Genomic DNA, 12,450 nt, shown 5'->3' on the forward strand with positions numbered 1-12,450 from the left:
GAAAATCGTCGAAACTGTGGAAAAGCCTAACTTTTTGACAAATGTCAAAACCGTGTAAAACCTTGGCAATTGGCCTTCTACGGGATTTCAACCAGTTACGGGTTAATCTTCACTTATCTTGCCGGATATGAATTATAACATGCTAAATGCGCTGCTTATTTTCGCTAAATGGCCGGAACCTGGCCGCGTAAAAACCCGCCTTTCTCCCCCGCTTTCTTCTCATGAGGCAGCAGAGTTGTATCGCTGCATGCTGCTGGACACGCTGGCAAGCACCAATGCCGTTGCCGGGATAAACCGGATGATCTTTTTTTCCGGAGGGCCTGAGCGAAGTGCGGATTTCCGGCTGCTGGCACCTGACGCAGAGGTGGTGATGCAGGATGGGGAAAATCTTGGGGAGCGGCTCTCGAATGCCTTTGCCAAGGCCTTTTCCCTGGGGTACCGCTCGGTTGCCGTTATCGGGACCGACTCGCCGCATATGCCGGTGGAGAGGATCGAAGAGGCGTTCACAGTTCTGAACGAAAAAAAGGCCGACGTGGTGTTCGGCCCCAGCGAAGACGGCGGCTATTACCTGATTGCCCTGAACGACCCCCAACCGGAACTATTGCGGGACATACCCTGGAGCAGTCCGGAAACACTGGCGCGCAGCCTGGAAAAGGCCGAAGACACCGGGTTGAAGGCAAAACTGCTGGCATCCGGCTTCGACCTGGACACGGTCAGGGATCTCCACCGGCTCAGGGATGAATCCGCTCAGCCGGTTATTGCGCCCAGAACATTATCCTTTCTCAACCGGCCGGACGCTATTTGATTACCTCGATCTCGTACCCTGCCTGTCTGAGATGGCCGATCACATCCTGGATATGCTCATAACCTCGGGTTTCCAGTTCAATATGCACCTCGGTCTTACCGATCGGCAGCGACTTGGAGCGGCGGTCATGGGTGATCATCGAGATATTGGCCTTTGACTCGGCAATCTCTACCGTCAGCTTGGCCAGGGCCCCCGGGAGGTCGTCCAGCTCGATCTTCAGCTTCAGGTAGCGTCCGGCAGCCAGCAGGCCGCGTTCGACCACCACGGAGATCGTCTTGACATCGATATTGCCGCCGGAAAGGACGCAGACCGTCTTACCGGAGACATTCTCCACCTTGCCGGACATGAGTGCCGCAAGAGGCACCGCGCCGGCGCCTTCGACCAGCAGCTTGGTCCGTTCCAGCAAAGCAACGATGGCCAGGGCGATATCCTCCTCCTCGACCAGCACCACCTCGTCCACCAGGTCGCGCACGATCGGAAAGGTGCTCTTCCCCACCCGCTTGACCGCGATGCCGTCGGCCAGGCTCACGGTAACCGGTGCGGTAAAGATCTTCCCCTTCTGCAGCGAGAAATGCATGGACGGCGCTGCCGTCGACTCCACGCCTATGATCCTGACATGGGGGTGAGTCTCGCGGATCGCCGTGGCAATCCCGGCAATCAACCCGCCGCCGCCGATCGGGACAATGATGGTGCTAAGATCCGGGATCTCCTCCAGTACTTCGAGACCGATCGTCCCCTGGCCGGCCATGACCAGCGGGTCGTCGAACGGGTGGACGAACAGGGCGTCGCTCGCCTTGCCCGCCTCCACCGCGGCGGCATAGGCATCGTCGAACGTCCTGCCGGTCAGCACCACCTCGGCCCCGTAGTCGCGGGTGGCAAACACCTTCTGGGGCGGCGTGCTCTCCGGCATGTAGACCGTGGCCGCAACGCCGAGCAGATCGGCGGAAAAGGCGACCCCCTGGGCATGATTCCCGGCAGATGCGGTTATTACCCCTTTTGCCAGGGCCTCGCGCGGTTGCGACGTCATGAAATTCAGGGCGCCGCGGATCTTGAAGGCACCGGTGCGCTGCAGGTTCTCGCACTTGAACCAGAGCGGAATCCCAAGTTTCTCGGTGAAATGGTGGGAATGTATCAGTTCGGTCCTGCGAACCCGCGTTTTTCAGACGGTCGCTGGCCTCGTGGATCAGCTGGTAGTCAAGCATTCAGTCTTCCTGTCTGTTGGCATCAATGGTCGTGACTGCAACCAGGACCATGGTGATGAGTATGGCCATGCTGGTGCCTGGAGCTGGAACGGGGGCGGTGACGGATATCCTTGACCACCGGTCCTTCGATGCACCTGGTGCACTCAACCTGCAGGGTCGTGTGCGAAATATGGAACCGGTCGAAAAGCAGCTCTTCGATCCGGCGGAGCACCCCGGCCTGCTCCACCTTGAATTCCGGCCTGATATCGACATGGGCGGAACAGGCCAGGATGTGTGAACAGATGGTCCAGATATTCATATGATGCACATCATTGACCCCGTCAATGTCGCGAATGGCGCCATGCACCTCTTCTATGCTCATTCCTCTCGGCACCCCCTCCAGAAGGATATGCACCGATTCCCGGATCACCCGCCACGATCCCCAGAAGATCACGCAGCCGATCCCCGCAGAGATGACAGCGTCCAGCAGGTACCAGTGGGTGAAATACATGATGACGCCGCCGATTATGACCCCGACCGATGCCGCAGCATCGCCGATCACATGGAGAAAGGCGCTCCGGACATTGAGATCGTCATGGGAGTGTTGATGCAGAGCCCCGGCCGAAATGAGATTGGCCGCAAGCCCGATCGCGGCGATGATGAACATCGGCAGGCTCTTCACCTCTTGGGGGCTCAGAAACCGTACCCACGCCTCGTAGAAGATCCCGACTGCCATGAGAAATACGGTCACCCCATTGATGAACGAGGCAAAGACCTCGGTCCGGTGCCAGCCGAACGTCCTGGTCTCCGAAACAGGCATGGCCGCCAGACGGATTGCCGCCAGGGAAAGGATCAGGGCGAAGAGATCGAGAAATACATGCGCAGCATCGGACAAAAGCGCCAGCGAATTGGTCCAGATCCCGCCGATCACCTCGGCCACCAGGGTGAGGGTGGTCAGGATAATGGCCCAGATAAATCGGCTGGCTATGCTCTTGTCCAGATGCTGTTCGGCGTGCATAAATCCGGCTCTCCGTTTCCCGAGTCGACATCCCTCTGAATCCAGTGTATCAGAGCCCGGAGGAACGGTCAAACCGTACCGGCCAGCCTTACTCTTGCATTTTGCTAATCTAGCTGGTATTCCTTTCTGCAGGTAAAATTTGCATTCGGAGGTTTGTATGACCACTCACCACCGGCTCCTGATCCTCGGGTCAGGCCCTGCCGGCTATACTGCCGCAATATACGCTGCACGCGCCAACCTGAATCCGGTCATCATCACCGGCCTTCAGCAGGGAGGGCAGCTTATGACCACCACTGAGGTGGACAACTGGCCCGGCGATCCGGACGGAGTCCAGGGACCGGACCTGATGGAGCGGATGAGGAGCCAGGCCGAACGTTTCAATGCCGAGTTCATTTACGACCATATCAACAAGGCTGACCTTTCCAGGCGACCCTTCGTGCTGACCGGCGACTCCGGGGAGTACAGCTGCGACGCCCTGATCATCGCCACCGGCGCCACGGCCAGGTACCTAGGGCTCCCTTCGGAAGAACGGTTCAAGGGTAAAGGGGTCTCGGCCTGCGCTACCTGCGACGGTTTTTTCTACCGCAACAAACCGGTGGCGGTCATCGGCGGCGGCAACACCGCTGTCGAGGAGGCGCTCTACCTCTCCAATATTGCCAGCCATGTAACGGTCATCCATCGCCGCGACAAGTTCCGCTCCGAGAAGATTCTGGCCGATAAGCTGATTGAGAAGACCAAAGGCGGCAACGTCACCATCGAGTGGCACCATGTACTGGACGAAGTGCTGGGTGACGAGAGCGGCGTGACCGGGATACGGATCCGCCATACCAGCGGCTCCACCAAAGACATCCCGGTTCACGGCTGTTTCATAGCCATCGGCCATGCGCCCAATACCACTATCTTCGAGGGGCAGCTGGAAATGGACGACGGCTATATCCGCACCCTTTGCGGCAACGAAGGAAACATGACCGCCACGAGCGTTCCGGGGGTGTTTGCCGCCGGAGACGTGCAGGACCAGTTTTACAAACAGGCGATAACGTCAGCGGGGACCGGCTGCATGGCGGCCCTGGATGCGGAACGATATCTGGACATGCTCAAGTCGTGACATGAAATCATAAGGAGGAGGCCATGACCCATCTTGAAACACATTGGGTAAACGAGACCCTGGAACTCAAAATCGCCGAGGTACGGAACATCGCCAAGCAGCTCAGCTCCGAAAATCTCGAGGAGCTGGACCGGAACATCGCCGGCCTGACAACCGCCACCGCTGAGCTGAAAGAGATTATCGATGCATTCCCCCACCCCCGTGGGTGACAACCGCCTTTAACAGCGACCGTAGGCACTAGGAGGCTGTTGAAAACTCAGGTTGTTCAAAAATGATCAGATCGGCGCACCGACAGAAAGCCCCACGGAGGCGTAGCAGCGCTACGCCGCACACGGCGGCTTTCGAGGACGGCGGAGAGATGGCTGTTTTTAGCTGTGCTGAAACTTCGTTTTCAACAACCTGCTAGAGATCGAGAAGGGTACCATGCTTGCCAAAGTCCTTTCCAGCGCGGTCATCGGGATCGATGCACTGCAGGTCGAAGTAGAAGTGGACATAACCCAGGGGCTCCCCCAGTTCGCAACCGTCGGCCTTCCGGATGGCGCGGTCAAGGAGAGCAAGGACCGGGTCAAATCGGCGCTGAAGAACTCCGGTTACGATTATCCCCAGCGGCGGATCACCGTCAACCTCGCGCCGGCGGATATCCGCAAAGAAGGGGCATCCTTCGACCTCCCGATCTCGGTCGGAATCCTGGCGGCCACGGGCATTGTCAAAGGGAACCGGCTGAAAGAATACCTCCTGCTCGGCGAGCTGTCCCTTGATGGCCGGGTCAAGCCGATCCGCGGCGCTCTGCCGATCGCGGTCAATGCCCGGGAAAGCGGGCTCAGCGGCGTTATCCTGCCTGCTGAAAATGCCTGCGAGGCCGCAGTGGTCGAAGGGATCGACGTTATCGGCGTCACCGAACTTGCGGAAGTGGTCGAGTTTTTAAACGGCACCACGGAGATCCCGCCGCACCGGCTCGACCTTGAGGAACTCTTCAACCGGGAGGCCGGTTTCGGCGACGATTTTGCCGAGGTCAAGGGGCAGGAGCACGCCAAGCGGGCGCTGGAGGTAGCTGCGGCCGGAGGTCACAACATTTTGATGCTGGGCCCGCCCGGCTCGGGCAAGACCATGCTGGCCCGCCGGATACCGACCATCCTGCCGCCGATCTCCTTTGCCGAGGCGATCGAAACCACCAAGGTCTACAGCCTCATGGGGCTGCTGGAGCGCGACAAGGCGCTGATCACCAGCAGGCCGTTCCGTAGCCCGCATCATACTATCTCGGACATCGGTCTGATCGGCGGCGGCAATACCCCCAAGCCGGGTGAAGTAAGCCTGTCCCATAATGGCGTACTTTTTTTGGATGAGCTCCCAACCTTCCAATATTACCAATAATCCTTCCAATGTTTTCCCAACCGCCCAACATACTGAATTAACGTTATAATTCATCAAGGCGTATTACTTTTAGCGTTAAAAAATAACATTTCCTACATTTCCCGTTTGAATATTGGAAAGTTGAGAGTGTGAAATGCGACAGCGAAATGTTTTTCGCTACTTCAGATGTCAAAAAGCAACATTTAACGTTGACTTATTACCTTAAATGTAATATTATTACCCTTAACGTAATCATGTTACTTTATCGGTAACTGCAATATTGGAAATTACGACTTACCGCAATTAAGTTGAGGGCGGCTCATGGGAAAGCGAAAATTATTCCTGTTAGGCCAGACGGCATTACAGCAAAAGGATGATCTCTTCGTTCTTCCGGACAGAGATCTCGACCTGTATTTGCGAATCATTGAAGCTTTTACCAACAAACATTATTCCCTCAACCACCAAGAGAAATCCGTCAACCGAGACTTGGCTGTTATCCAGGATATGTTGACCTTTGCCAGAAAATCCCCTTGGCAATGGACAGAAGAGGATTTTGAAAGGTGGGGAGCTGACATCGGCAGGAACAGGAAGCTTGCCACTGCCACGCAACGCCACTATCAAGGCGTTATTCGTGGTTTTCTAAAATACATCGTCGAGAATATACGCTTCAGCGAAGAAATTTATCGACAGTTTGGCATCCGGATTCGCCAGATCTGTACGGAAGAAAATTGCATTCCGCATGTACATGATCGTGAGCTGAAAAAAGAACGTCCTGCCATTCCCCGGGAAGAAGTGGATCTAATTTTTGCAACATTTGACAGGGCAATCTCTGAGTGCGCCAGCTTCAGCTCTAAAGACCTGCGGCCGTTGCAAAGAGACAAAACCATGTTCTTCAGTGTCTATTCTCTTGGCGCAAGAGCAAGTGAAACGATCGGGCTCAATATCAATTCGTTTGTCAAAAATCCGGGGTGCCCTCAATTTGGAGAGTTTGGCATTGTGTCGGTTTATGGTAAAGGAAGTAAAGGCAGCGGTCCGAAGCACCGCTATATCCCAGTTATTCAACCGGAATTTGTGGACCTCATTGCCTGGTACATAAAAAGCATCAGACCGTTATTCCTGATGAATGCCGACCCCAACGAACAGGCATTATTTCTCTCGGAACGAGGGCGTAGATTGTCTCTTTCAGCTTTCGAAGAAAGGTTCCAACACATCATGAGATTGTCGGGGCTGAAAGAACGGGGCTACACGCCTCATTGTCTTCGCCATTCGTCAGTCACCGACAAAAAGGAACACCTGAGCATTGATACAATCCGGCGAATGCATGGCCATGTGTTTGAGGCCACAACTCAAGGGTACACCCATATCCCTGATTCAGATGTCGAAAGAGAAATCAAAAGGTGCCAACAAAATCTTATAAAACGGATTCAGGAGAAAGAAAATGTCTAAGGCAATCAAGCTGAAAAAGCATGTAGTCTGGCAACTCCGTTTGCTGATGGTCACAAAAGGAATACGGAGTGCGTCAGACTTGAAAAGGCGTTTGCAGGATATCGGTTATGAGCTCACGTCGGTACATGCGACGAGGATCGTCAACGCGCTACCACAACGGCTCAGCACTGATCTTCTGAACGCCCTGTTGACGGTTCTGGACTGTGATATTCAGGACCTGATGAAAGTCGTACCCGTGCAGGCAGAAGGAGAAGCGAAAGAACCTGTTCTTGACATACCGAAAGAACAGGCAACAGCGGAGCGAAAACAACCACGAGTTAAAAAGGTTGTAAGCATCAAAGAGGACAATCTGCTTGACCTAACTGGACCGAAGGTGAGAGCCCTACCTCGTAAGGAAGATAAGGATTAAGCTGCCATATGTGCTCATCCGGACGCCAGAAACACACAATCTGCAGTTGTTGTGGCAATCCAATAAAAAAGGCCCATGCCGTCCATGAGGGTAAGGGCTACTGCCAAAACTGCTACTACCGGTTGTTCAAACCTGTTGAATGTTCCGGTTGCGGCAAGACTACCCGATCTTTCGGAGGGATGACACCTGCTTATTGCCGATCCTGTCGAACCATAGGGCGAACATGCCTTCGTTGCGGCAAAGATGTGCCCCACGCAGCGCTAATAGTTGAAGGTGGCGTTGCCTGCCCATCATGTGCAAGGTTTTTCAAGGAACCCCAGGCATGCCCTGCCTGCGGACAATTCAGCCTCCATCTGGCAAGAGATTTTAAAAACGGCTTCACAGAACCAGTTTGTCAAAGATGTCGCCGCAAGGGTCACATTACCTGTCCGGTATGTGGCAAAAACAGAAGGCCCGCCGGCCTCACTTCCGAAGGGGTCCTGGTTTGCGTGGATTGCCTGGCAACTGACGGCAAGCCCTTCATTTGCCCAAAGTGCGGGAAAGAAGGCAGGCGCCACAGCAAATCCATCTGCCAGGACTGCTACTGGCAGGCCCATGTCGTAAAGAAGATGAAGGATGCAGTGTTTCTTCTCAACAGTAACTGGACAGGCAAACTTTACCACGACTTCATGGTGGAACTTGCAGAGCGGATAGGTGCCAAGCCGGCAGCATTGAGGGCAGAGCAGTATTTCATCTTCTTTGCCCGACTGGACACCCTATTCGAAGCCCCGGAAGAAATCACTGAAGTCAGGATGATTACCATTTTCGGCAAGGAAGGGCTGAGAAGGCATGCAGTCCCCTACGGGTATCTGAAACGTGTGGGCATCATCCCTGACGCTGACAGTTATGCAGCCAGAGAAGCGGCGGAGCGGCGAAAGCAGCAATCTTACCTCAAAAAAGCCGAGAACAAATGGCATGAGCCACTAATAAAGGAATTCATCGCCAATCAATGGGCGATCAGCTACCGTTACCGCGACAGAGGATGGACAGGCAATCTGGAGCGATTCGTCCCGAAAACCATTACCGAGAATCTGAAGGCTGCAGTCAAGTTTCTTGGTGCCGTCGAAGAAACAATTATTGCCGTTCAGCAGATCGATCAGGTGTGCCTGGATGGTTTTATTGCCGCTAATCCCGGCAGCAGAAATGGAATCCGGTCATTCGTGCGCTTTCTGAACCTCAACAAAAAGCTCTTCAAAAAAATCAAAATACAGAACGTTCCCACGCAGCCTCCGGTTAATGCCATCCTCAATTACCAGAAGTATTCGTCCTTGCTCGAAGCCTGGCTTGATCCTCCCGAAAATGAAATCAAAGAGTCGCTGATATGCCTGCTGATGATGCTCTATGCCCAGCCGGCCAACAAACTGGTCAAAATGAGGCTTTCTGATTTCTCTAAGGGGAATGACGGTATCTTCAGGGTTGTTTTCGGCAGCAGTGAGATTTCCCTAGACGAACGCGTTGGGAAACTGCTCCGGTCCTACCTGGACTCGCGCATAGCTCTTGCCACAATGGAAGACGACTGGCACAACGAATATCTCTTTACCGGCAGGTCATACGGGTTCCACCTGACAGAAGCAGCAGTCACATATCAGCTCAAGAAGTACAACGTCACTGCTGAACAGCTCTTCTCTAGCGCCCTCTTCTACGCTTACCAATCGGGGTTGCAGCATCCGAAGGTTCTGGTCAAGGCATTCGGGATTACCGACCAGACGGCCATAAAATACATCAACCTGCTCAACCCGAAAATGATGAATGCCGCAAACAGGGTTGCCAATGGGTGAGCCTTGGTGGGTCTACATGATCGTCTGCAAAGGTGGTGGCATTTACACCGGGATAGCAAAAGATGTGGACGCCAGATATCAGCAGCATATTACGGGCAAAGGGGCTCGTTACACGAAAATGAATCCCCCGGTGGCCCTGCTGGCAAAACAGCAATACGCAACCAGAAGAGAAGCGGCTCAAACAGAGTGGATGATCAAGCAGATGTCCCCGGCGGACAAGCGCCAGTGGGCTTTTGCGATGAGAGGGTGTGTAGGATTTTCGGAGAGCAGTTATGTTCTTACGGAGACACTATCCCCGGGGGATCAATGATGATGGATCTTCCCCTTCTCCACAACCCTTGTGACCTTTGATACGACATCTAAATCAGAAAGTAAAACAATGTTGGCATAATCTGCCAATCTGTTTATGTGCTGGGCTTTCGGGGCTGGAGCCTTGTCGGTGATGGCGATACAGTGGTCTTTGTCGACAAAGCCGTTCGATACAAGCGTGTCAAAGGTGTACACCGCGTCATTAACCTGGCGAAGCAAAGAATCAACAGACCCTCTGGGATTGATGACCTTGAAAACCGTCCGCGGCTTCTGCATGAGCACAATCGGCAGGGTGACAGTTATTGATGCCTTTTCCACTGGCAGGAACTCGATGGAAATGTCCTTTTCAAAATCGCCCTGGTAATAAATTTTGGCCGTTTTCAGGATGTCATCGATGCGGTCTGCAAATCTCCCCGTAATTCGCCTCTTGGGTTGGCTAACCAGCCTCTTGAACAGATAGTCGGCAGCATCATCCAGGATACCCTTATCAGAGGCTTCAATCATCCCGCCGTCCTTGATAACCAGGTTCCCACCCTCAAGGGTACGACCTATCGCCAGAATTTTGTCGAGAGTCATCCCCTTGTCGTTGACCAGGTCTTGAAACCAGTCTATCCACTCAAGGTATACCCATCCGCATTCTCTTGACTTAGGAGACAGTGCTTCAAAAAGGGTCACATCGATATCTGGCGGCTTAACTCCCAGCATGCGTAAGCAGAGATAGTTAAACCCCTGCGCAATTATGCCGATATTGCGGCCTTCTTTGCGTATAGGGTCTTCAACGTACTGGATGAGGGCATACGTTACGTTCATGCCTCACCTGTGATTGTAGGCTCGTTCTCGGCGATTATCGAGGGCAACAGATTTTTGCGCTTTACAAGAGCTTGGGACAGATACTCCTGCAGGTCTTCTGTCACAGCCCGGAAAGTCTTCCCCATCATGCAGCATTCGCGGATATAGGCATCTGGAGTGGCCGCAATCCGTTCTGCCCACCAGTGAAGAATATCCAAGTCCACATACCCGTAAAAGGGATGGAATCTAACGGTCAAATCAGTGCTCCCCAGGCATTTGATACTGTCCCACGGATCTTCTTTTAGATTGAGGAGGGCATGACTGTGATCGAAGCCGAGGAACAGCTTGATATGAGGAGTTGCAACACTTGCCTTTAGGTTCTGCTTTCTGTCCCAATTACCAATCAGGATATCGAATGCGGTCAAAGCAGCAGCCTCACCGGGATAGGTTCTGGCAATCCTTTCAATCCTGGAATCTATCACGTTGGGGAGTGACAATCCCGGTGAACCTATTTCCAAGCTGGCAAAGGCAGGACCATCACCGGTATGGGTCAACACGCCGTCAGCAATGGGGACGTGAAGTGTCTGTCCCAGACGGACAACCACGTTTTCGTTGTAGACGCAATGGGGGGAGTCGTCGCAGTCAAATTTCAGGATTGCAGGGAGAGTACATTTTGAAGCCCTGGTACAGCCGTGCGACAATTGGCGCATAATGCGGTGGATCTTGTAAGGGGTCTCTTGCACTCTGACCTCACAAAAATGAGATAAATCCTTCTGCCAAGACACTGAACAGAAGGATTTTGTCAAAGATGTAAGATTACCTCAAAATCAGCAGAAAGTGAAGTTTGATTGAAATGATACTGGTAAGAGTGTAATGACCTTGTCTGATAAACACGGGCAAAAGAGTTACTATAAATCGAACTTTTTAATCTTCTTTTCACTGTCGTAATATCTTTTACTTTATAAAATTGTCACACTTAATGCCATCAACAACTATAACCAACTTATTCATATCTATTTTTCTAAGTTAATACCTCCTATTGAGGCATATACATTAGCAGTAAACCATTGATTTGGGTTGAATTTAACAGGGGTGCTATTTATAGGTACTTGTTTATAATCACGGTCATAAGTGAAGAAATCGACATTATATTTTTTACCGTCATAATAAATATCGGTATTTATAAGCGATATTTCTAAGGGATTAGCGGATGTATTTTGATATTTGATTTTAACTAACATTTTGTCTCTTAGTTTTCTATTTTCTGGAATCGTAATCATCCCGTTGCTACTGGTATGATAGTAAAATCGAAATAATGAATTATACGAATCGAAATAATTGGTATTCCCGATTTTTTCTGTGAGAGTATATGGGAACAACTTCTGATCGGTTGGCGAGTAAATGTATGATAATACACTATCAACTTGCTCATTTATTTCACATGTCAGATGATAAGTGTCATTTAGTTCCCATTTATACATTGTGCCTTTTTTACCATCACAATAATATGCCATAAATGTATTCATCCATTTATATATATGCTCTTTATTGCTAGTTTCGCGCGAGAAATTTAATATAAGATAATCGTTTTTATCAACTATTTCGAATTTATCATTGTGAATTAACTTAACATAATCGAACATACTAGTGGTATTTTTCGCAGCAGTTTTTATGTTCTCAACATTAAGAGTATTATTTTTCGAATTGTGATAGGTTTCTTTAAATCGAGGAGTAAAAGAACATGCGGAAATAGCAAAAGACAATAGAATAACAACAAATGTCATAAATCTTGGCTGACAAGACATGGCAAAACCTCCTTGAATAAATATCCAACCTTAAGCGGTTGACATCTGCCATCCCAACCGGGCGGGAATTAAACAAATTGTGTACAAATTCACCAATGCCAACCTGTACAGAGATAGTAATTACCTGACAGTCCGCCCTTGAATGGGTTTGAGATTTACGCTGCCAGATTCAAGTTTTCATTATCTGATTCATCGTTCTTTGGCAAGCCTTCTATGAAAGCGGTATATGGCGTTCTGCCGTTCATGTTTCTGCCTTGATGAGGCCGTTCATAGTTGTAGAGCCTAAAGTACTCATCCAGATCGGCCTGCATCTCGTCGATTGACTCATACCACTTGGTACGTCCCATCACGCGGAAATGCTCGTCCAGAAGCGTTTTGTGAAGCCGCTCGACAAAGCCGTTGCTCTGAGGCCTTCT

The 12,450-nt window shown here is 51.6% G+C and carries 12 protein-coding genes and 2 pseudogenes; 8 read left to right on the forward strand and 6 right to left on the reverse strand.

The annotated features are described in order from the left end of the window. Positions 1–139: 139 nt before the first annotated feature. Positions 140–805 carry a TIGR04282 family arsenosugar biosynthesis glycosyltransferase gene (locus tag OR1_RS06390; protein ID WP_160295217.1) on the forward strand — a complete coding sequence of 222 codons (666 nt, stop codon included), beginning with the start codon at positions 140–142 and terminating at the stop codon, positions 803–805. Here OR1_RS06390 and ilvA read toward each other — a convergent pair. Continuing rightward, positions 798–2,007: pseudogene (gene ilvA, locus OR1_RS06395) on the reverse strand (threonine ammonia-lyase). The gene OR1_RS06390 and the pseudogene ilvA overlap by 8 nt on opposite strands. Before the next feature lie 22 nt (positions 2,008–2,029). Continuing rightward, positions 2,030–3,004, reverse strand: coding sequence for a cation diffusion facilitator family transporter (locus OR1_RS06400; protein WP_041970745.1), 975 nt, complete (start codon positions 3,002–3,004; stop codon positions 2,030–2,032). 157 nt (positions 3,005–3,161) lie between these two features. Between OR1_RS06400 and trxB the strand changes: the two genes are divergently transcribed. From trxB to OR1_RS06435, 7 genes and pseudogenes are all read left to right on the forward strand, one after another. Continuing rightward, the gene (trxB, locus tag OR1_RS06405; protein ID WP_041970746.1) at positions 3,162–4,109 is read left to right on the forward strand and encodes a thioredoxin-disulfide reductase; all 948 of its coding nucleotides are present in this window, start codon (positions 3,162–3,164) and stop codon (positions 4,107–4,109) included. Between the two features lie 23 nt (positions 4,110–4,132). Beyond that, positions 4,133–4,318: a hypothetical protein gene (locus OR1_RS06410; protein ID WP_041970748.1), complete on the forward strand. Its 186-nt coding sequence runs from the start codon at positions 4,133–4,135 to the stop codon at positions 4,316–4,318. A gap of 214 nt (positions 4,319–4,532) precedes the next feature. Continuing rightward, positions 4,533–5,468: pseudogene (locus tag OR1_RS06415) on the forward strand (YifB family Mg chelatase-like AAA ATPase); the annotation flags it as partial. A gap of 312 nt (positions 5,469–5,780) precedes the next feature. Further along, positions 5,781–6,905: a tyrosine-type recombinase/integrase gene (locus tag OR1_RS06420; RefSeq protein WP_041970749.1), complete on the forward strand. Its 1,125-nt coding sequence runs from the start codon at positions 5,781–5,783 to the stop codon at positions 6,903–6,905. Further along, positions 6,898–7,314 (forward strand): helix-turn-helix transcriptional regulator, encoded by a 417-nt coding sequence (locus tag OR1_RS20640; protein WP_052440293.1) that lies wholly within the window; start codon positions 6,898–6,900, stop codon positions 7,312–7,314. The genes OR1_RS06420 and OR1_RS20640 overlap by 8 nt, the downstream gene beginning before the upstream one ends. A 488-nt stretch (positions 7,315–7,802) precedes the next feature. Then, positions 7,803–9,131, forward strand: a complete 1,329-nt coding sequence (locus tag OR1_RS06430) for a hypothetical protein (RefSeq protein WP_041970751.1) — start codon at positions 7,803–7,805, stop codon at positions 9,129–9,131. Beyond that, positions 9,124–9,441 carry a GIY-YIG nuclease family protein gene (locus tag OR1_RS06435; protein ID WP_052440294.1) on the forward strand — a complete coding sequence of 106 codons (318 nt, stop codon included), beginning with the start codon at positions 9,124–9,126 and terminating at the stop codon, positions 9,439–9,441. The genes OR1_RS06430 and OR1_RS06435 overlap by 8 nt, the downstream gene beginning before the upstream one ends. Here OR1_RS06435 and OR1_RS06440 read toward each other — a convergent pair. The 4 genes from OR1_RS06440 to OR1_RS06455 all read right to left on the reverse strand — a co-directional run. Next, complete coding sequence (locus OR1_RS06440) at positions 9,435–10,250, reverse strand: hypothetical protein (RefSeq protein ID WP_041970753.1); 816 nt, start codon at positions 10,248–10,250, stop codon at positions 9,435–9,437. The two genes, OR1_RS06435 and OR1_RS06440, sit on opposite strands and share 7 nt — an antisense overlap. Continuing rightward, a complete protein-coding gene (locus tag OR1_RS06445; RefSeq protein WP_041970754.1) occupies positions 10,247–10,972 on the reverse strand; it encodes a hypothetical protein in 726 nt (241 codons plus the stop codon). The genes OR1_RS06440 and OR1_RS06445 overlap by 4 nt, the downstream gene beginning before the upstream one ends. A gap of 270 nt (positions 10,973–11,242) precedes the next feature. After that, positions 11,243–12,034, reverse strand: coding sequence for a hypothetical protein (locus OR1_RS06450; RefSeq protein ID WP_041970755.1), 792 nt, complete (start codon positions 12,032–12,034; stop codon positions 11,243–11,245). A 155-nt stretch (positions 12,035–12,189) separates the two neighbouring features. Continuing rightward, the coding region (locus OR1_RS06455) for an integrase core domain-containing protein (RefSeq protein WP_041970757.1) at positions 12,190–12,450 on the reverse strand (261 nt) is incomplete at its 5' end.

The organism is Geobacter sp. OR-1 (genome assembly GCF_000813145.1).
GTDB lineage: Bacteria > Desulfobacterota > Desulfuromonadia > Geobacterales > DSM-12255 > Geoanaerobacter.

Excerpts from the sequence above, each read along its gene's own strand:
- OR1_RS06390 (WP_160295217.1), top strand. The coding sequence starts at position 140 with ATGCTAAATGCGCTGCTTATTTTCGCTAAATGGCCGGAACCTGGCCGC.
- OR1_RS06400 (WP_041970745.1), bottom strand. The coding sequence starts at position 3,004 with ATGCACGCCGAACAGCATCTGGACAAGAGCATAGCCAGCCGATTTATC.
- trxB (WP_041970746.1), top strand. The coding sequence starts at position 3,162 with ATGACCACTCACCACCGGCTCCTGATCCTCGGGTCAGGCCCTGCCGGC.
- OR1_RS06410 (WP_041970748.1), top strand. The coding sequence starts at position 4,133 with ATGACCCATCTTGAAACACATTGGGTAAACGAGACCCTGGAACTCAAA.
- OR1_RS06420 (WP_041970749.1), top strand. The coding sequence starts at position 5,781 with ATGGGAAAGCGAAAATTATTCCTGTTAGGCCAGACGGCATTACAGCAA.
- OR1_RS20640 (WP_052440293.1), top strand. The coding sequence starts at position 6,898 with ATGTCTAAGGCAATCAAGCTGAAAAAGCATGTAGTCTGGCAACTCCGT.
- OR1_RS06435 (WP_052440294.1), top strand. The coding sequence starts at position 9,124 with ATGGGTGAGCCTTGGTGGGTCTACATGATCGTCTGCAAAGGTGGTGGC.
- OR1_RS06440 (WP_041970753.1), bottom strand. The coding sequence starts at position 10,250 with ATGAACGTAACGTATGCCCTCATCCAGTACGTTGAAGACCCTATACGC.
- OR1_RS06450 (WP_041970755.1), bottom strand. The coding sequence starts at position 12,034 with ATGTCTTGTCAGCCAAGATTTATGACATTTGTTGTTATTCTATTGTCT.